Origin of the sequence: Kribbella amoyensis, from assembly GCF_007828865.1 — a bacterium.
Taxonomy (GTDB): Bacteria; Actinomycetota; Actinomycetes; order Propionibacteriales; family Kribbellaceae; genus Kribbella; species Kribbella amoyensis.
Genome location: NZ_VIVK01000001.1, coordinates 6,485,712 through 6,504,613 on the forward strand (window position 1 = coordinate 6,485,712; position 18,902 = coordinate 6,504,613).

The window sequence follows — 18,902 nt, forward strand, 5'->3', positions numbered from 1 at the left end:
CAGTTGCCCGACGGGCTGCCCCTCGAAGTAGCTTCCTGCCGGAAGCAGCTGGGTCGCTGCAGTAGGAAGCGCGTCCGGAGATTTGCTCTTAGAAGTAGTCGAGCATGTAGGGCGTGGGGCCCGTGAAGGCTGTCTGCAAGAGGTTGTCCTGGGTTGGGTTTCCGCCGGTTGCCTGGCCTGTTGTTCGGAGGGTTTTGAGGGGGGTGCCGGCGTAGAGGGCGGCCAGGGCCCGGGGGGTGAGGCGGGTTGCTTCGCCTGAGGTCTCGGTGGGGGTGAGGGTGCCTTGGGAGTTGCTGATGCTCAGGTGCCAGCGGCCGTTGTTGGCGGGGACTTCGGGGTCCTGGAGGTCGAGGTCCACGTCGACCTCGACGCCGGGGGCGTAACCGCGGGCGGCGATGGCGGCCGGGGCGTCCAGGAGACGGAGCATCCAGCGTTGGACCTGGGCCTGCTTGTCGGCTTCGTGTTCGGCCAGGTAGTGGATGGGGTCGTGGGGTGAGACGTACGCCTGCACCGTGCTGGCGATGGACGAGCCGGAGCCGACGGTCGACCAGAGGGCGCGGGCGGTCGCCTCGGAGTGGGCGATGAGTTCGTCGACGCTGAGGTTGCGGTGGTCCCAGTTGTAGACCACGAAGCCGTCGTCGGCGAGGTAGGCGAAGTTGGACTCGTCCTCGAGCCATTCGGCGACCTTCGACTCGGGCCAGACCAGCAGGCCGCTGGCGTGCCCGGACTGGTGCGCCTCGGCCACCAGTTCGAGCACGCGGGCCGCGTCGGCGGGACCGGCCCGGCGGACGGTGACCTCCTTGCCGCCGAGGCTGCGCAGGTCGGCCGCCTGGAAGTCGAAGCGGTACCGCCCACCGCCGTACTCGTACCCGAGATGCCGGTAGATCACCGTGGTCGCCGGGTACAGCGCGGTGAGCGGGAACCCCTTGTCCAGCGAGCGTTGCAGGACACCGCGCATCAGCAGGCTGCCGACCCCACGCCCCCGGTACTCCGGGGAGACGACCACGCCGGCGACTCCCGCCATCGGGACCCGGCGGCCGCCCCACCACTGCTGGAAGTCCCAGATCCGGGCCGCCGCGACCACCTCGTCGCCGTCGGCCACGCCGAGGTACCGGCCGTCGCGGAGGAACTCCACCGCGTCCTTGGTCCACCGCTCGTGATCACCCGGAGCCAGCGGGCCGAACGAGCGGGCGCGAACCCGTACGACCGCGTCCAGGTGGTCCTCGGTGATGTCGACGAGTCGCAGCGCATCAGTCACGCGCCGACCCTACGCCCGCCGCCCACGCCCCGGCGACAGCAATAAAGGCATCCGCCTACTTCTTGTCGGTGACCCAGAGGTTGATCGCGCCCTCGACCACCACGGTGCCGTCGGACCGGGTCGCCTTGACCCGCACCGGGACGTCGGGGCCCGCGGTCCACGCGTCCGGGTCGGTCTCGGCCGAGCAAGTCAGGTCGCTGGTCGCCTTCGCCAGGTACGCGACCTCCATCCCCTTCGGCAGCCAGCGCTTGCCGGCCGGGATCGTCGCCTCCGCGAGAGCGCCCATCGCCGCTTCGAGACCGTTGCAGACGGCAATCGCATGGACGGTACCGATGTGGTTGTGCACGGCGCGGCGCTTCGGCAGCACCAGCGCCGCGTAGTTCGGGCTGATCTGGACGAAGCGCGGCCGGACCGAACGGAAGTACGGAGCCTTCCGGGTGAAGGCGTACGAGAACAGCCGGTCGCCGCCGGGAAGGGACCGCATCCGCTGCCACATCGGCAGCACCTGGTTCGCCATGCCGATGATGTTACCCACGAGTCACTTATTCGTCGAGGACGCGTTGAGCAGGGATCGGTTCAACCCGATTCAACCCGCCCCGATAAACTGACCATCCTGTCCGCGGCGACCGCTCACGAGGGACGATGGCCACGCCCAGCATCAAAGAGGTCGCCCAGCGCGCCGGCGTCTCGGTCGGCACGGTGAGCAACGTCCTCAACCGGCCCTGGATCGTGGCACCCACCACCCGGCAGCGGGTCCAGGACAGCATTCGCGCGCTCGGCTTCGTCCGCAACGAGGCGGCCCGGCATCTGCGCGCCGGCCACAGCCGGACCGTCGGCCTGGTCGTGCTCGACGTGGCGAACCCGTTCTTCACCGACCTCGCCGAGGGCGCCGAGTCGCTCGCGCAGGACCACGACACCGTGGTGATGCTCTGCAACAGCAAGACGGACCCGGTGCGCGAGGGCCGCCACCTCGACCAGCTCGAGCAGCAGCGGGTCCGCGGCGTCCTCATCACCCCCTGCGACAGTACGGATCCGCGGTTGAGCGAGCTGGCCGCGAAGGGTACGCCGGTCGTCCTGGTCGATCGCGCCGCGGACGGCGGGCACTGCTCGGTGTCGGTGGACGACCGGCTCGGCGGTCGGCTGGCGGGTGAGCACCTGATCGGATCCGGGCATCGCCGCATCGCTTTCATCGGCGGGCCGCTCACCATGCAACAGGTCGCCGATCGGCTGACCGGGTTCACCGCCACTGTCGAGCAGGCCGAGGGCGTCGCCCTGCGCACCGTGGAGGTCGACGTGATGGGCGTCAAGCAGGGCCGCGCCGTCGGTGAGCGGATCGCCAAGCTGGGCAAGAAGTCCCGGCCGACCGCGGTGTTCTGCGCGAACGACCTGCTGGCGCTGGGATTCCTGCAGGCGATGGCCGTGGCCGGCCTGCGGGTCCCGGAGGAGATGGCGATCGTGGGGTACGACGACATCGACTTCGCCGCCGCGGCCGCGGTGCCGTTGTCGTCGGTCCACCAACCGGCCGAGCTGCTCGGCCGGACCGCGATGGAGCTGCTGCAGGAGGAGGTCGACGCGGCCGACCAGCATCGGCATCGCCAGGTGATCTTCCAGCCTGACCTGATCGTCCGCGCGTCGAGCGACGTCACCCGCTGAACCTACCGAACCCGCTGATCCGAGAACCCCACGGCAGAAGGGCATTCCCATGCTCTACGAGAACCCGCTGACCTCCCCCGCCGACCTCGAAGGCTTCCGGCTCGAAGGCGACGGCGCCGTGTCCTTCCCGCTCGGCCGGCTCCGGCTGGAAAGCGTCCGCCCGCCGGCCGACGGGCAAGCGGCGAACGTGGTGCTCTGGTGCCCCGAGGACTTCCCCGCCGACGTGGTGATCGAGTGGGACTTCTGGCCGATCCGCGAACCAGGGCTGTGCATCCTCTTCTTCCACGCCGCCGGCCACCACGGGACGGACCTGTTCGAGCTGGCCCCGCGGACCGGGCCGTACGAGCAGTACCACCACGGCGACCTGGACACGTACCACGTGTCGTACTTCCGGCGGCGCTGGCCCGAGGAACGCAAGCTGCACACCTGCAACCTGCGCAAGAGCTACGGCTTCCACCTCGTCGCGCAAGGCCCGGATCCGCTGCCCGCGGTCCAGGACGCGGAGGGCCCGTACGCCCTGCGCCTGGTCGCGTCCGGCGGCCGGATCACCTTCTCCGTGGACGATCTGGTCGCGTTCTCCTGGACCGACGCCTCCCCCTTGCCCGGCGGCAAGCTCGGCTTCCGGCAGATGGCGCCGATGATCGGTGAGTACGCGAACCTGCGCGTCAGCCACCCCACACCGCAGCCCTGACACCAGCGCCCCCAGGCAGCGGACACCACCTCGCACACCAGGCTCACAGCAGCCGTGGCCGGTTCCGGTCACGGCCCTGACAAACGCTTTCCCAGGCGTTGACGGTTGAGACGATTCAACTCTACGCTCACAACACTTTTCGCCCGTGTCGCCTGGTCGCAAGGCAGGTAAGCCCATGATTTCTCGTCCGTTCTCGTCGTGCCGGCCGCGCCGGTTTCGGCCCAGATGAGCATGTCTGGTTGGTCTCTGCGGTTGTACGAGGTCGCGGACGAGCTGATCTGGACGGCCAAGTTGAACGCCGCCTGGATCGGGTTCACCCTGCTCGGCGGCGTCGCGCTCGGTATCGGTCCGGCCACGCTCGCCGCCTATGACCTGGCCAGACGGCGGGTCAGTCATGAATCGTTTCATGTCCTGCCCGCGTTCCAGACGGCGTTCCGGCGCGAGTTCCGGCGCGGCACAGTCGTCGTCCTGCCGTTGCTGGTGGCCGGGATCGTTCTCATCGGCAACTACCTGTACTTCGCCGCGCTGGGGAGCTCCGCGTCGCTCCCCCGGCTGGCCTGTTTCGTGGCGTTCTTCGGCCTCGCCGTGATCTCGGCGTGGCTGCTGCCGATGGCCGTGCACTACGACCTGCGGCTGCGCGATCTGTTGCCGAAGGCATCGCTGGTCGCGCTGGCGCGGCCGGCCTCGTCCGTCGTCCTGCTCTTCGTCCTCGTCGCCGTCGGCTTCGTGGCCGGCACCGTGCCCGTCCTCGGGTTGCTGCTCGCCGTCGGCGGCTGGATCCAGCTCGACTCCTGGCTCTGTCAGCGCTTCTTCGCCGAGAACGAGGCGCGCCTGCATCTGAAAGGGAACTCATGACAATCCTCTCCCGCCGGCGGCTCGCCGTCGCCGTGGCGCTCTCGACGGCGCTGCTCGTCTCCGCCTGTTCGGGCGGCGACGGCAAGGAACAGGCGTCGGCCGACGAGCTGACCGTGATGGCGCCGTTGTTCGGTACCGCGCCGGATCCGAACGGCGAGCTCCAACAGGCCGTCGAGAAGCAGGTCGGCACGAAGCTCAAGATCACCTGGGTCCCGAACGCCGAGTACGGCGACAAGACCAACGTCACGCTCGCCTCGGACAGCATCCCCGACCTGATGGTGGTGAACGAGAAGAGCCCGGCGTTCGTCAAGGCCGCCGAGGCCGGCGCGTTCTGGGACCTGACCGGCAAGCTGGACAAGTACCCGAACCTCAAGCCCGCCGACGAGCAGACCGCGAAGAACTCGATGGTCAACGGCAAGACGTACGGCGTGTACCGGGTCCGGCCGTTGCTGCGGTCCGGGATCGTGATCCGCAAGGACTGGCTGGCCAAGCTCGGCCTGCAGGAGCCGCGGACGGTCGAGGACCTGTACACCGTCGCGAAGGCGTTCACCGAGCGGGACCCGGACGGCAACGGCAAGAAGGACACTTACGGCCTGATCATCCCGAAGTGGCCCGGCGGGTACGGCAGCGCCAGCCCGTACGACGTGGTCGAGACCTGGTTCGGCGCGCCGAACGGGTGGGGTGAGCGGGACGGCAAGCTGGTTCCCGGCTTCGACACCCCGGAGTTCCTGGCCGCGAACCGCTGGCTGAAGACGTGGATCCAGCAGGGCCTGGTGAACCCGGACTTCGCCACCCTGGACAGCGGCAACTGGAACGACCCGTTCGTGCAGGGCAAGGGCGGGATGATCATCGACGTCAACGTCCGGGCCACCCAGTTGCTCGACCTGTTCAAGGAGAAGAACCCGAAGGACTTCGACAAGGTCACCCTGGTCGGCAACCTGCAGCGCGCCGACGGGCAGAAGTTCTCCTACCCGTTCACCGGGTACTCCAGCGTGATCGCGGTCTCCAAGCAGCACATCCGCAGTGAGGACCAGCTCGACCAGGTCCTGCAGGCGCTGGACAAGCTGGAGTCCAAGGAGGGCTCGATCCTGCTCACGAACGGGATCGAGGGCCGCAACTTCAAGGCCGACGGCAAGTTCGCGGTGCCGGTCAACCAGGACGACCCGAAGGTCAAGGCGATCCAGAACGACGTGGACAAGGCCTTCATCCAGCTCGGTACCCGGGCCAGCGTCGGGCTCGGCGCGTACCAGCTGCGGCCGGCCGACCCGGCCAGCCGGGCGATGCGGGAGAAGTTCGACGTGCTGATGGCCGAGGACCTGAAGACCGCGGTGTTCAACCCGGCCCTCGGGGTGATCGCGCCGACCCAGGTCAGCAAGGGCCAGACGCTGGAGAACATCGTCCCGGACGCGCGGATCAAGTACCTGTCCGGGACCATCACCGAGGACCAGCTGAAGGCGCAGATCAAGCGCTGGTATGACGCCGGCGGTACCCAGATCGCGCAGGAGGTCAACGACCTCGCCGCCAAGGCCGGCGGCTGATCGATGGCCACCGATCTGGTGCCGGAGGTGGTGCAGCCTGCCGCGGGGTCCTCGCGGCAGGCGTCCCCTCCGAAGCGCAAGCGGCCGCGCCGGCCGGTCCCGTTGTGGCGGGAGCTGTTCCGCTACCGCTGGCTGTACCTGTTGCTGTTGCCCGGCCTGGTGTACTTCGTCGTCTTCAAGTACCTGCCGATGTACGGGCTGAGCATCGCGTTCAAGGACTACGTGCCGTTCCTCGGCTACTCGGGCAGCCAGTGGGTCGGGCTGGAGCATTTCCGCGAGTTGTTCACCGGGCCGGACTTCGGCCGGTTGATGTTCAACACGTTGCTGCTGGCGTTGCTGACGATCGTGTTCGTCTTCCCGGCGCCGATCGTGGTCGCGCTGCTGCTGAACGAGCTCCGGGTGAACGTGCTGAAGCGGTCGGTGCAGTCGCTGATCTACATCCCGCACTTCCTGTCCTGGACGATTGTTGCCTCACTCACCTATCTGCTGTTCTCGGTCGACTTCGGCGTGATCGCGAACTGGATCCACGGCCTGGTCGGCGGGCAGAAGGTCGACTACGTCGCGCAGGCGGACTGGTTCCGGCCGTTGATCGTGCTGCAGCTGCTCTGGAAGCAGACCGGCTGGGGCACGATCATCTACCTGGCCGCGCTGGCCGGGGTCGACTCGCAGCTGTACGAGGCGGCCCGGGTGGACGGGGCGGGCCGGTGGCGGCAGTTCTGGCACATCACCTTGCCGGCGATCCGGCCGACCATCGTGGTGATGGCGATCCTGACCTCCGGGCACCTGATGGACTCGGGGTTCGAGCAGATCTGGCTGATGACCACGTCGCTGAACCGGGACGTCGCGGACGTGTTCGACACGTTCGTCTACTACATCGGCATCACGCAGGGCGCGTTCAGCTACGCGACCGCCGTCGGCCTGTTCAAGGGTCTGGTCGGTGTCCTGCTGATCTTCGGCTCGAACTGGCTGGCCAAGCGCCTCGGCCAGCGCGGCCTGTTCTGAAGGGACCAAGCACATGCCGAGAACCCCGACCGTGCGGTACTACGACTCGAAAGGCAGCCGCGCCTTCGACATCCTGAACGCCGTCCTGCTGATCGGGCTGTCGCTGGTCACCGTGCTGCCGCTGCTGTACGTGCTGGCCGGGTCGTTCGCGACCGAGTCGGAGATCAGCTCCCGGCCGTTCTTCCTCTGGCCGGAGAAGTTCGTTACCGACACCTACACCTACATCTTCTCCACCGGCACGTTCGTCCGGGCACTGCTGACCACGATCTGCGTGACCGCGGTCGGCACCGTGATCCAGCTGCTGCTGACGCTGACGATGGCGTACCCGCTGGCGAAGCGGTACCTGCCGGGCCGCACCCTGGTGCTCAACCTGGTGATCTTCACCCTGGTCTTCAGCGGCGGGATGATCCCGACGTACCTGGTGGTGCGGGACCTGGGCCTGCTGGACAGCTACTGGGCGCTGATCCTGCCGCTGGCGATCAACCCGTTCTACCTGATCGTGGTGAAGAGCTTCTTCCAGGAGTTGCCCGAGGCGCTCGAGGAAGCGGCCCGGATCGACGGCTGCAACGAGCTGAACGTGTTCCTGCGGATCGTGCTGCCGTTGTCGAAGCCGATCATCGCGACCTTCTCGCTGTTCTACGCGGTCGCGATCTGGAACGACTACATGTCGCCCTTGCTCTACATCGACGACAGCAAGAAGTGGACCCTGCAAATGATCGTCCGCCAGCTCACCGCGGCGAACGCCGACTCCGCCAACGTCCTGCAGCAACTCGAGACCGTGACGTTCCCCGAGCAGGGCCTGAAGTTCGCGGTGGTGGTCGTGGCGACGCTGCCGATCCTGCTCTTCTACCCGTTCCTGCAGAAGCACTTCGCCAAGGGCGTCCTGATCGGATCGGTGAAGGAATGACGACACTGCACTGGCTCGACAAGCCGAAGAACCAGGGCGTGACCTGGGGCGTCCCGTGGCGACGCGGCACGGTACCGGCCGGCACCCCCTTCGCCATCAAGGACGGCACCCCGGTCCAGAGCTGGACCACGGCAACCTGGCCGGACGGCTCGGTTAAATGGTCGGCGCACGCGATCGGTCCAGGTGCACCACAGGCCGAGTACGAGCTCGTCCCAGGTGAGACCTCGACCGCACCGGGACAGCCGATCAAGGTGAGCGAGCAGGACGATGGCGTCCAGGTCGGTACCGGTGACGTTACCTGGATCCTGACCAAGCCACGACTCATCCAGTCCATCCGGTACGGCGAACGCGAGGTCGTCCGCGATGTCCGGCTGGTCAGCCTCAAGCAGGACGGGCCCGACGAGGACGGCGACCGGACGAGACGGGAGACGACCGCCGAGGTCGAGCGGATCGTCGTCGAGCAACGGGGACCGGTTCGTGCCGTGGTTCGGGTCGAGGGACGGCACGGTGACTGGCTGCCGTTCAGCGTGCGGCTGTACTTCTACGCCGGCGCGACCGACGTCCGGATCGTGCACACGTTCGTCTGGGACGGCGATCCCGACCGGGACTTCCTGGCCGGCCTCGGTCTCAGCGCCGACGTGGTGATGACCGACGAACCGCACAACCGGCACATCCGGCTCGCCGGTCCCGAGGGGTTCCTCACCGAGGCGGTCCGCGGACTCACCGGTCTACGGCGCGATCCGGGCGAGGAGGTACGCCGGGCGCAGGTGGCGGGCGAGTCCGTCGGGGAGATCCCGAATCCCGAGGTCTCGCAGCGGCTCCACCTCATCCCGCGGTGGAACGACTACACCCTCGACCAGTCCAGCGCAGACGGGTTCACCCTGCGGAAGCGGACCGCGCCCGGCCATGGCTGGGTGACGATCCCGGCCGGGACCAGGGCACCCGGGTACGGCTATGTGGGAGGGGCCGGCGGTGGGCTCGGATTCGGGCTGCGGGACTTCTGGAAGGTGCATCCGACCCGGTTGGACATCCGGCGGGCCGCGACCGATCTGGCCACGGCGACCGTGTGGATGTGGTCGCCGAGCGCGCCCGCGATGGACCTGCGGTACTGGCACGACGGGATGGGCCAGGACACCTACGCCGAACAGCTCGAAGGCCTGGAGATCACCTACGAGGACTACGAGCCCGGGTTCGGCACCGCGCACGGGATCGCCCGGACGCACGAGCTGACCTTGCGGGTCCACGAGGCGACGCCGTCGGCCGAGGCGCTGGCCGAGCACGCCGAGATGCTCAACTTCCCCGCGCAGCTCGCGGCCTCGCCACAACGGCTGCACGAAGCCGGCGTGTTCGGGAGCTGGGGTCTGCCGGATCCGGAGCACCAGGACCTGGAGGACAGGCTCGGTTTCCTCTTCGACTACTACGTGCGGCAACGCGAGCAACGCCGGTGGTACGGGTTCTGGGACTACGGCGACGTGATGCACACCTACGACCGGGACCGGCACACCTGGCGGTACGACGTCGGCGGGTACGCCTGGGACAACTCGGAGCTCTCCCCCGATCTGTGGCTCTGGTACCAGTTCCTGCGGACCGGCCGGGCCGATGTGTTCCGGTTCGCCGAGGCGATGACGCGGCACACCGGCGAGGTCGATGTGCACCACCTCGGCCGGTGGAAGGGACTCGGGTCGCGGCACAACGTGCAGCACTGGGGATGCAGTTGCAAGCAGTTGCGGATCTCCAGCGCGATCTACCGCCGGTTCTTCTACTACCTGACCGCCGACGAACGGACCGGCGATCTCCTGGACGAGCTCGCCCAGGCCGAGGAGACCTTCCTGGCCGTCGATCCGCTGCGCAAGGTGCGGACCGACGTCTACACGCCCGACTCGCACGCCTTGTCGGTCGGGCTCGGGGTCGACTGGGGTGCGCTGGCCGCCGCCTGGCTGACTCGCTGGGAGCGGCACGGTGACGAGCGGGCCCGGCAACGGCTGGTCGGCACGATGACCGACATCGCCGCGCTCCCGTACGGCTTCCTCACCGGCAACGCCCTCTTCGACCTGAGCACCGGCCGCTTCGACACCACCCGCGCGACCATCTCGGTCTCGCACCTGTCCGCGATCTTCGGCCTGCCCGAGATCTGCGCCGAACTGATCGACCTCGACCTCGACGTGCCCGGCTTCGAGAAGGCGTGGCTGCAGTACTGCCGGTTGTTCCTCGCCACCCCGGACCAGCAGGCCGCCGAGGTCGGGCAGCCACTGACCGGGATCTCGCTGGTCCAGGCGCACAGCCGGCTCGCCGCGTACGCCGCCGCGCGGACCGGCGATCCCGAGCTGGCGAAAGTTGCCTGGCGCAAATTCTTCGTCGACGAGGGCGACCAGCTCAACCGCAACGCCCTGCAACGCGAAACCCACTGGCACCTCACCGCGGTCCGCAGCCCCGGCGTCCTGATGCCGATCGACGAAGCCCCCTTCGTCGGCACCAACGGCGCCGCGCAGTACGGCCTGGCCGCGATCCAGAACCTTGCCCTCGTCCCCGAACACCGAACCCACCTCGGAGGTGGAACCGCGTGGAGCTCACCCGACGAACCGTCCTAGCCGGTCTGGCCGCTGTCCCCGTGGCCTCGCTGCTGGACCCGCGGACGGCCGCTGCCGTCCCGACCGCCCCCGCCGAAGTCCCCCCGGTCGGCCTGAGCTGGCTGGAAGGCCGCCCGGGCACCGCTGCCGTCACCACCTGGGGTACCCCGTGGCCGCAAGGCGCGGTCCGCCCCGACCAGACGTTCGAGCTCGCCGCGGCCGACGGTACCGCGGTCCCGTTGCAGAGCTGGCCCACGGCGTACTGGCCGGACGGCTCGCTGAAGTGGAGCGCGCACGCGGTCACCGCGGCGACGCCGGCCGAGACGTACACCCTCAAGGCCGGGACGCCGGCCGCACCGAGTACGCCCGTCACGGTGAAGAACGAGAAACAGTTCATCGACGTGGACACCGGCGTGATCAGGACCCGGATCCGCAAGGACGGCACCGACCTGATCAGCCAGATCTGGCGCGGCGGCGTCGAGATCGCGCGCAAGGGCACCCTGGTCAACCTTCGGCAGGACCGGATCGCCGAGGACGAGGAGACCGGAGTCGCCCGCGAGCGGTACGAGAGCTCGATCGAGAAGGTCACCGTCGAACAGTCCGGACCGGTGCGCGCGGTGGTCCGGATCGACGGTCGGCACGTGAACAAGAAGGGCAAGTCCTGGCTGCCGTTCACGGTCCGGCTCTACTTCTACGCGGGTGCTGAGAACATCCGGATGGTGCACACGTTCGTGTACGACAAGGACGGCCAGAACGACTTCCTGGCCGGCCTCGGGGTGCGCTTCCGAGTCCCGCTGCGCGACGCGGCGTACGACCGGCACGTCCGGTTCGTCGGTGAAGGGCACGGCCTGCTCGCCGAAGCGGTGAAGGGGATCACCGGACTCCGCCGCGATCCTGGTGCCGCGGTTCGCGCTGCCCAGGTGGCCGGGACGAAGCTGCCGGATCCGTCGACCTGGGACCAGCGGGTCACGACGCGGCTGCAGTACATCCCCGAGTGGGGCGACTACTCGCTCAGCCAGCTGTCCGCGGACGGGTTCAAGGTGCGGAAGCGGACGAAGAAGGGGTACGGCTGGATCCCGGTCGACCAGGGCGAGCGGGCCGCCGGGCTCGGGTACGTCGGCGGGGTCGGTGGCGGGCTCGCGTTCGGGTTGCGGGACTTCTGGCAGCGGCACCCGACCCAGCTCGACATCCGCGGCGCGCACACCGAGGAGGCCGAGGTCACCGTCTGGCTGTGGTCCCCGGAGGCCGGGCCGATGGACCTGCGGTTCTACCACGACGGGATGGGCCAGGATACGTTCCCGGAGCAGCTCGAGGGCCTCAACATCACCTACGAGGACTACGAGCCGGGCTTCGGCACGCCGTACGGGATCGCGCGGACCAGCGAGCTCACCTTCTGGGCCTTGCCGGCCACGCCGTCGGCCGAACGGCTCGGCGCGATGGCCGACCAGGTCCGCACACCTCCGCAGCTGGTGAATCCGGTGGACCACCTGATCGGGACCCGGGTGTTCGGCGGCCTGGTCAGCCCGGTCGACCGGTCGCATCCGGCGAAGCAGGCGATCGAGGACCACCTGGACTTCCTGTTCGACTTCTACCGCGGCCAGGTCGAGCAGCGGCACTGGTACGGGTTCTGGGACTACGGCGACATCATGCACACGTTCGACGAGGACCGGCTGGTCTGGCGGTACGACGTCGGCGGGTACGCCTGGGACAACTCGGAGCTGTCACCGGATCTATGGCTCTGGTACGCGTTCCTGCGGTCGGGGCGGGCGGACATCTTCCGGTTCGCGGAGGCGATGACGCGGCACACCGGTGAGGTCGACGTGTACCACCTCGGCCAATGGGCCGGGCTCGGGACGCGGCACGGCGTCCAGCACTGGGCCGACAGCGCGAAGCAGCAGCGGATCAGTACGGCGATCTACCGGCGCTTCTACTACTTCCTCACCGCGGACGAACGGACCGGCGACCTGCTGTCGGAACTGGTGGACTCCGACCGGACCTTCCTGGTGCTGGATCCGTTGCGGAAGATCCGGACCGAGCCGTACGAACCGGATCCGCACGCGCTCGCGATCGGGCTCGGGACCGACTGGAGCGGACTGGCCGCGGCCTGGCTGACCGAGTGGGAGCGACAGGGACCGAAGGCGGCGACCGCGAAGGCGAAGCTGCTCGGCACGATGGAGACGATCGGTGCGATGCCGAACGGGTTCGTCACCGGCGGCGGGCTGTACGACCTGGACACCGGCCGGTTCGCCCCGGTGACGGAGAAGACGGTCAGCGTGTCCCACCTCAGCGCGATGTTCGGCCAGGTGGAGATCTGCGCCGAGCTGATCGACCTGGTGGACGTACCCGCGTTCGAGCAGGCGTGGCTGCAGTACTGCCGGCTCTACAACGCGAGCCGCGCCGAGCAGACCGCCGAGTGCGGGGCCCACTTCGGCAACCTGATCCTGCGGCAGGGCCACGCCCGCCTCACCGCGTACGCCGCGGCCCGGCTCGACCGCGACGACCTGGCCCAGCGGGCGTGGCGCGAGTTCTACACCGGTGACGGGTACGCCCCGACCCTGCCGTGGACCGCGCAGGACGTCACCTCGACGCTGAACCCGACCAAGGCGGCGACCTGGGTGTCCACCAACACGACCGCTCTCTACGGCCTGGCCGCGATCCAGACCCTCGCGCTGGCCGGCGACCACATCACCAACCCGTGAAGGGAGGCGGCGAATGGCAAGTATCGTCGCGACCGGCCTCGCGTTCGTGATGGCGGGTGGCGGGCTCGGACCGGCTCCGCACCCGGATCCCGGCCTGCTCGCGCAGTGCACGGGGACGGCACCGATCACCTGCACCTTCGACGTACCGCCGGGGCACTACGACGTAACCGTTGCCCTGGGCAACCGTCAGGAGGCGGCGCGGACCGAGGTACTGGCCGAGGCTCGCCGGTTGATGGTGCCGGCGACGGACAGTGCCGCGGGTGAGCTGGTCCGGCGGACGTTCACCGTGAACGTACGCGACCCCGAGGGACAGCAGAACAGCTTCGCCGGACCCGGGACGCCGGGACTCACCCTGACCTTTACCGGGCCGGCTCCGAAGGTCAGTGGGATCGGCCTCGCTCCTGCGGCTACCCCGCGGCTGTTCCTGGCCGGGGACTCGACCGTCACGGACCAGGAGACCGCGCCGTACACCGGTTGGGGCCAGCGGTTGCCGCGCTGGTTCCGGCACGGGCTGTCGGTGGTGAACCACTCGGGCTCCGGCGAGAGTACGGTGTCGTTCCTCGCCGAGCCCGCGATGTGGGCGGCGATGCGGCCGCAGTTGCGGCCGGGCGACGTGGCACTCGTGCAGTTCGGCCACAACGACAAGCAGACGACCGCCGAGCAGTTCCGCGCCAACCTGACCGAGATCGTCGACGGCATCCGGGCGACCGGGGCGACGCCGGTCCTGGTGACGCCGATCGTGCGGCGCTGGTTCACCGGGGACCGGCTGAACGCGACCGGGTTGATCGTGAACGGACTCGGGGTCGACCTGCCCGCGGAGATGCGCGCGGTCGCGGCGAGCAAGGACGTCAGCTTGATCGACCTCACCGCGCGGTCCCAGGCGGTCGTCGAGGACCTCGGTCCGGAGGCGGCGAAGGCGCTCTACCTGACCCGGGAGAAGCGGGACGACACGCACACCTCGGAGTACGGCGCGTCGGTCTACTCCGACCTGGTCGCGGCCGGGCTGACCGAGCTCGGCCTGGTCCCCGACCGGTACTGGAACCGCTGAGAACAAGTACCGCGGGCCTCGGACAGTCTGAGAGCTGTCCAAGGCCCCCGGTGGGTGTTCAAGGCGTCAGCCGACGGATTCCATGACCTCGTCGGAGACGTCGAAGTTGGCGAAGACGTTCTGCACGTCGTCGCTGTCCTCGAGGGCCTCGATCAGCCGGAAGATCTTGCCGGCGCCGTCGGCGTCCAGCTCGATCGTCATCGACGGGACGAACGACGCGTCGGCCGAGTCGTAGTCGATCCCGGCGTCCTGCAGCGCGGTCCGGGCGCCGACCAGGTCGGTCGCCTCGGTGACGACCTCCCAGGACTCGCCGAGGTCGTTCACCTCCTCGGCACCGGCCTCCAGGACGGCCTCCATCACGTCGTCCTCGGACAGCGACTTGCCGTCCTGCTCCTTCGCGACGACGATCACGCCCTTGCGGTTGAACAGGTAGGCGACCGAGTTCGGATCCGCCAGCGAGCCGCCGTTGCGGGTCATCGCGGTCCGCACGTCGGCGGCGGCCCGGTTCCGGTTGTCGGTCAGGCACTCGACCAGCATCGCCACGCCGTTCGGGCCGTAGCCCTCGTACATGATCGTCTGGTACTCCGCGCCACCGGCCTCGGCGCCCGAGCCGCGCTTGACCGCGCGGTCGATGTTGTCGTTCGGGACCGAGGACTTCTTCGCCTTCTGGATGGCGTCGTAGAGCGTCGGGTTGCCGGCCGGGTCACCCCCGCCCATCCGGGCGGCCACCTCGATGTTCTTGATCAGCTTGGCGAAGAGCTTGCCGCGCTTCGCGTCGATGACCGCTTTCTTGTGCTTGGTGGTGGCCCATTTCGAATGGCCTGACATCGCGAACCCAACCCTTCTACCGCTGTTGCCGAACTCAGAGGTCACGCACCAGGTCGGCGAAGTACCCGTGCAGCCTGGCGTCCCCGGTCATCTCCGGGTGGAACGACGTGGCCAGCAGCCGATCATGGCGAACCGCGACGATCCTACCCGCGGCGGGGCCCGAGCTCACCGTCGACAGTACCTCGACCGCCAAGCCGACCCGCTCGACCCACGGTGCCCGGATGAACACGGCGTGGTACGGCGTGTCGAACGCGGCGAACTCCAGCTCGGCCTCGAACGAGTCCACCTGGCGCCCGAACGCGTTCCGGCGGACCGTGACGTCGAGGCCGCCGAGCGTCTCCTGGCCCTCGATCCCGCCGGTGATCTCGTTGGCCAGCATGATCATCCCGGCACAGGTCCCGAACACCGGCAGGCCGTCCGCGATCCGCTTCTGCAACGGCTCGAACAGCTCGAACGACCGGGCCAGCTTGTCCATCGTGGTCGACTCACCGCCGGGCAGCACCAGCGCGTCCACGGCGGCCAGCTCGGCCGGCCGGCGGACCGGAACGCCCTCGACGCCGACCTGGGCCAGCATGGCGAGGTGCTCGCGCACGTTGCCCTGCAGCGCGAACACCCCGATGACAGGCTTGCTCACTTCGCTCCTCTTCCAGCGGGTCTCACAGCGTCACGCGGCGCTGCCAGTCGACGGTGACCTCGATCCGGCCCTCGTCGAACACGGCCGGCAGGTCCCGCTCCCGCAGCAGCGTCAGGATGTCCTCCAGCAACGGCTCCCCCGGCGCCACGTTCGCGGTGTCCGGGTGCCACACCTTCAGCTCGAGCATGCCGAAGTCGACGGCGTGCCAGACGTCGGTGTCGGTGAAGAACACCAGCCCCTTCGGCTCCGCGGCCGCCTCCAGGACCGCCCGGGCGGCGTGGTGGTCCGACGTGTAGCGGACCACCACGAGGCCGAGCGACTCCAGCTCGGCGAGAACCGAGTCGAGCCGGTCCGGCCCGGTGACGACGGGCCAGGTGGCAGCGTCCTCGGCGAGGTCGGCCAGCGCCTGGTCGATCAGATCGGGCACCAGCGTGGCCACCTCGGCCGACGGCGCGTCCTCACGAACGGCTTCCGTCAACGCGGCGGTCACGCCCGCGCGGTCGGCGTACCCGGACCGGACGAGCACTCGGGCCAGACCGCGCAGCTCGCGCGCGGTCCGCTCGCCGAGCGCCTGCTCGGTCACCAGCCCCGCTCGGCGAGTCGGTGCGGCTGCGGGATCTCGTCGACGTTGATGCCGACCATCGCCTCGCCGAGCCCACGGGAGACCTTGGCCAGCACGTCCGGGTCGTCGTAGAAGGTGGTCGCCTTGACGATCGCCTCGGCGCGCTGGGCCGGGTTGCCGGACTTGAAGATGCCGGAGCCGACGAACACGCCCTCGGCGCCGAGCTGCATCATCATCGCGGCGTCGGCGGGGGTGGCGATCCCGCCGGCGGTGAACAGCACGACCGGCAGCTTGCCCGCCTGGGCGACCTCCTTGACCAGCTCGTACGGCGCCTGCAGTTCCTTCGCCGCGACGAACAGCTCGTCCTCGGGCAGGTTCTGCAGCTTGCGGAGCTCCTGGCGGATCTGGCGCATGTGGGTGGTCGCGTTGGACACGTCACCGGTCCCGGCCTCGCCCTTGGAGCGGATCATCGCCGCGCCCTCGGTGATCCGGCGCAGCGCCTCGCCGAGGTTGGTCGCTCCGCAGACGAAGGGAACGGTGAAGTTCCACTTGTCGATGTGGTTCGCGTAGTCGGCCGGGGTGAGCACCTCGGACTCGTCGATGTAGTCCACCCCGAGGCTCTGCAGTACCTGGGCCTCGACGAAGTGACCGATCCGGGCCTTGGCCATCACCGGGATCGAGACGGCGCCGATGATGCTGTCGATCATGTCCGGGTCGCTCATCCGGGAGACGCCACCCTGGGCGCGGATGTCGGCCGGGACCCGCTCGAGCGCCATCACCGCCACGGCGCCGGCGTCCTCGGCGATCTTGGCCTGCTCGGCCGTCACGACGTCCATGATCACGCCGCCCTTGAGCATCTCCGCCATCCCGCGCTTCACCTTGGCGGTGCCGGTCTGCGGGGTCGTGTTCTGGCTGTCGGTCACTGCATCCTCCTGGTCAGGGCCGCGCACATCCTCTGTACGCCGTCCAGCGTAGGGCCAGATCTGCGGCAGGTTTCAGTCCACCTCGGATCAAGTGGACTGAGCCAGCGCGAGGCCCAGCCGGGACACCACGAGCCGCAGTGTCGCGGGCGGCGCGGTGAACGGGATCCGCAGATGCCGCCGGTCCGTACCGTCCGGGGTGAACAGGTCGCCCGCGCCCAGCAGCAGCCCTTGTTCGCGGGCCGCCTCGAGGACGCGCCGGGCCCGGACCTCGGTCAGCTCCAGCCACAAGGTCATCCCGCCGGTCGGGGTCGACCACGCCACCCCGGGCAGCGCCTTGAGACCGGATTCGAGGGCGGCCAGGTTCGCCCGGAGGCCGGTCTTGCGGCGCGAGATCACCCGGTCGAGCCGGTCCACGATCGCGAGGGCGAGCAGGTCGTCCAGCGCACTCGGCGACACCACGCTGAGCTTCGCGGCGGTGTTGATCCGCCGGCGCAACTGACGGCCCGTCCGGACCCAGCCGACCCGCAGACCACCCCATACGGTCTTGCTGAGCGAGCCCACGCTGACGGTCCGCGGGTACCGGCTGAGCGGATCCGCCTGCTTTCCGCCCGCGAGCCACAGCGGCCGCATCGTCTCGTCACTGATCAGGGCCGCTCCGTACCGTCGGGCGATCTCGACCACCGCGGTACGCCGGTCCGTGGGAAGGCTGAGGCCGGTCGGGTTGTGGTTGTCGGCCTGCAGGTAGATCACCTTGGGCTTGTGCCGCCGGCAGAGATGCGCGAGCTGGTCCGTGTCCCACACCCCGGCCGGCCAGCCGACCACGTCGAGCCGGTGTTTGCGCAACAGGTCGAACGCCGCCGGGTACGTCGGGGTCTCGGTGATCGCGATCCCCGGTCCGAGGTCGAGGCCGGCGAGCGCCGCGTTCAACCCGGCGGCCGCGCCCACGGTGAGAGTCAGCTGGCCGGGCTCGGTCGGTACGCCCTCTTTGGTGAGTCGCTCGGCGAGCGCGGTCCGCAGTTCGAGCGACCCACCGGGCGGCGGGCCGTCACCACCCATCGCCTGCGGAAGCCCGTCCGCCACGATCTGCGCGGCCACCTCGGCGACGTCATGCGGAGCAGCCGTCGTCGCGAACCGCAGATCCAGGACAGGCTGATCCCCCGCCGTCACGGTCGACACCGGCGCGATCGGGTCGAGCAACCGATCAAGCGGCCGCACATGCGTCCCCGAACCACGACGCGTCTCCAGTACCCCGTCCGCGCGCAGCTGGTCGAGCGCTCGAACGACGGTCACCCGGCTCACCCCGAGGCGCTCGGCCAGTACCCGCTCCGAAGGCAACCGCGAACCGATCGAAAGATCCCCCCGCTCGATCCGCCGAAGCACCAGCGCCTCGACCTGCTCGGTCTTCGTCCCGTCCGCCGAATCCAGATCATTCCCCCGCCACATGAGTCCAGTCTCCCACCATTGGCCTCATCCCCCACCCCCTCTCGTCGCACGCCCCCACCGCGTACCCCGGCCACGGTGGCCGTCCACGCCCACCTTGAGCACGCACCAGCCATCCACGCCGACCTTGGGCACCCACCGACCACCCGCACCCACCACCAACGACCAGCCCGCGCACAAAGTCGGCCCACCACGGCGTACCACGGCACACCCACCTCGTACCCCGGCGACGGTGACCATCCGCGCCCACCTTGAGCACGCACCAGCCATCCACGCCGACCTTGGGCACCCACCGAC

16 protein-coding genes are annotated in these 18,902 nt (G+C 69.2%); 9 read left to right on the forward strand and 7 right to left on the reverse strand.

The genetic code is table 11. The annotated features are described in order from the left end of the window. Nucleotides 1-88: 88 nt before the first annotated feature. A complete protein-coding gene (locus FB561_RS30145; RefSeq protein WP_145812586.1) occupies nucleotides 89-1,258 on the reverse strand; it encodes a GNAT family N-acetyltransferase in 1,170 nt (389 codons plus the stop codon). 55 nt (nucleotides 1,259-1,313) lie between these two features. Then, complete coding sequence (locus FB561_RS30150; RefSeq protein WP_145812587.1) at nucleotides 1,314-1,775, reverse strand: hotdog fold domain-containing protein; 462 nt, start codon at nucleotides 1,773-1,775, stop codon at nucleotides 1,314-1,316. Nucleotides 1,776-1,900: 125 nt separating this feature from the next. Here FB561_RS30150 and FB561_RS30155 point away from each other — a divergent pair, with 125 nt between their 5' ends. The 9 genes from FB561_RS30155 (at nucleotide 1,901) to FB561_RS30195 (ending at nucleotide 14,218) form a co-directional block, all read left to right on the forward strand. Further along, nucleotides 1,901-2,911 (forward strand): LacI family DNA-binding transcriptional regulator, encoded by a 1,011-nt coding sequence (locus FB561_RS30155; RefSeq protein ID WP_145812588.1) that lies wholly within the window; start codon nucleotides 1,901-1,903, stop codon nucleotides 2,909-2,911. 49 nt (nucleotides 2,912-2,960) lie between these two features. Then, nucleotides 2,961-3,602, forward strand: a complete 642-nt coding sequence (locus tag FB561_RS30160; protein WP_145812590.1) for a DUF1961 family protein — start codon at nucleotides 2,961-2,963, stop codon at nucleotides 3,600-3,602. 231 nt (nucleotides 3,603-3,833) lie between these two features. Further along, nucleotides 3,834-4,457 (forward strand): YesL family protein, encoded by a 624-nt coding sequence (locus FB561_RS30165; RefSeq protein WP_238335129.1) that lies wholly within the window; start codon nucleotides 3,834-3,836, stop codon nucleotides 4,455-4,457. Continuing rightward, entirely contained in the window at nucleotides 4,454-5,995 is a 1,542-nt protein-coding gene (locus FB561_RS30170) for an extracellular solute-binding protein (protein WP_145812593.1), read from the forward strand. Before FB561_RS30165 ends, FB561_RS30170 begins: the two co-directional genes overlap by 4 nt. A 3-nt stretch (nucleotides 5,996-5,998) precedes the next feature. Further along, nucleotides 5,999-6,997, forward strand: coding sequence for an ABC transporter permease (locus FB561_RS30175; protein WP_145812595.1), 999 nt, complete (start codon nucleotides 5,999-6,001; stop codon nucleotides 6,995-6,997). 13 nt (nucleotides 6,998-7,010) lie between these two features. Then, the gene (locus FB561_RS30180) at nucleotides 7,011-7,904 is read left to right on the forward strand and encodes a carbohydrate ABC transporter permease (RefSeq protein ID WP_145812597.1); all 894 of its coding nucleotides are present in this window, start codon (nucleotides 7,011-7,013) and stop codon (nucleotides 7,902-7,904) included. Continuing rightward, complete coding sequence (locus tag FB561_RS30185; RefSeq protein WP_145812599.1) at nucleotides 7,901-10,492, forward strand: exo-rhamnogalacturonan lyase family protein; 2,592 nt, start codon at nucleotides 7,901-7,903, stop codon at nucleotides 10,490-10,492. Before FB561_RS30180 ends, FB561_RS30185 begins: the two co-directional genes overlap by 4 nt. Next, nucleotides 10,465-13,170, forward strand: a complete 2,706-nt coding sequence (locus FB561_RS30190) for an exo-rhamnogalacturonan lyase family protein (protein ID WP_145812601.1) — start codon at nucleotides 10,465-10,467, stop codon at nucleotides 13,168-13,170. The genes FB561_RS30185 and FB561_RS30190 overlap by 28 nt, the downstream gene beginning before the upstream one ends. Nucleotides 13,171-13,183: 13 nt before the next feature. Continuing rightward, on the forward strand, nucleotides 13,184-14,218 hold the full coding sequence (locus FB561_RS30195) for a rhamnogalacturonan acetylesterase (RefSeq protein ID WP_145812603.1): 1,035 nt from the start codon (nucleotides 13,184-13,186) through the stop codon (nucleotides 14,216-14,218). 66 nt (nucleotides 14,219-14,284) lie between these two features. Here the strand turns inward: FB561_RS30195 and FB561_RS30200 are convergent, their stop codons facing one another. The 5 genes from FB561_RS30200 to FB561_RS30220 form a co-directional block, all read right to left on the reverse strand. Beyond that, nucleotides 14,285-15,046, reverse strand: coding sequence for a YebC/PmpR family DNA-binding transcriptional regulator (locus tag FB561_RS30200; RefSeq protein WP_145812605.1), 762 nt, complete (start codon nucleotides 15,044-15,046; stop codon nucleotides 14,285-14,287). 34 nt (nucleotides 15,047-15,080) lie between these two features. Continuing rightward, nucleotides 15,081-15,680 (reverse strand): pyridoxal 5'-phosphate synthase glutaminase subunit PdxT, encoded by a 600-nt coding sequence (gene pdxT, locus FB561_RS30205; RefSeq protein WP_145812607.1) that lies wholly within the window; start codon nucleotides 15,678-15,680, stop codon nucleotides 15,081-15,083. A 22-nt stretch (nucleotides 15,681-15,702) separates the two neighbouring features. Next, nucleotides 15,703-16,263 carry a DUF6891 domain-containing protein gene (locus tag FB561_RS30210; RefSeq protein ID WP_145812608.1) on the reverse strand — a complete coding sequence of 187 codons (561 nt, stop codon included), beginning with the start codon at nucleotides 16,261-16,263 and terminating at the stop codon, nucleotides 15,703-15,705. Further along, nucleotides 16,260-17,165, reverse strand: coding sequence for a pyridoxal 5'-phosphate synthase lyase subunit PdxS (gene pdxS, locus FB561_RS30215; RefSeq protein WP_145812610.1), 906 nt, complete (start codon nucleotides 17,163-17,165; stop codon nucleotides 16,260-16,262). The genes FB561_RS30210 and pdxS overlap by 4 nt, the downstream gene beginning before the upstream one ends. Nucleotides 17,166-17,252: 87 nt before the next feature. After that, a complete protein-coding gene (locus FB561_RS30220; RefSeq protein WP_145812611.1) occupies nucleotides 17,253-18,608 on the reverse strand; it encodes an aminotransferase-like domain-containing protein in 1,356 nt (451 codons plus the stop codon). Between the last annotated feature and the right edge of the window lie 294 nt (nucleotides 18,609-18,902).

Bases quoted from the DNA above. Each gene is read 5' to 3' on its own strand.
- FB561_RS30150 (WP_145812587.1), bottom strand. From the start codon at position 1,775: ATGGCGAACCAGGTGCTGCCGATGTGGCAGCGGATGCGGTCCCTTCCC.
- FB561_RS30155 (WP_145812588.1), top strand. From the start codon at position 1,901: ATGGCCACGCCCAGCATCAAAGAGGTCGCCCAGCGCGCCGGCGTCTCG.
- FB561_RS30160 (WP_145812590.1), top strand. From the start codon at position 2,961: ATGCTCTACGAGAACCCGCTGACCTCCCCCGCCGACCTCGAAGGCTTC.
- FB561_RS30165 (WP_238335129.1), top strand. From the start codon at position 3,834: ATGTCTGGTTGGTCTCTGCGGTTGTACGAGGTCGCGGACGAGCTGATC.
- FB561_RS30170 (WP_145812593.1), top strand. From the start codon at position 4,454: ATGACAATCCTCTCCCGCCGGCGGCTCGCCGTCGCCGTGGCGCTCTCG.
- FB561_RS30175 (WP_145812595.1), top strand. From the start codon at position 5,999: ATGGCCACCGATCTGGTGCCGGAGGTGGTGCAGCCTGCCGCGGGGTCC.
- FB561_RS30180 (WP_145812597.1), top strand. From the start codon at position 7,011: ATGCCGAGAACCCCGACCGTGCGGTACTACGACTCGAAAGGCAGCCGC.
- FB561_RS30185 (WP_145812599.1), top strand. From the start codon at position 7,901: ATGACGACACTGCACTGGCTCGACAAGCCGAAGAACCAGGGCGTGACC.
- FB561_RS30195 (WP_145812603.1), top strand. From the start codon at position 13,184: ATGGCAAGTATCGTCGCGACCGGCCTCGCGTTCGTGATGGCGGGTGGC.
- FB561_RS30200 (WP_145812605.1), bottom strand. From the start codon at position 15,046: ATGTCAGGCCATTCGAAATGGGCCACCACCAAGCACAAGAAAGCGGTC.
- FB561_RS30220 (WP_145812611.1), bottom strand. From the start codon at position 18,608: ATGTGGCGGGGGAATGATCTGGATTCGGCGGACGGGACGAAGACCGAG.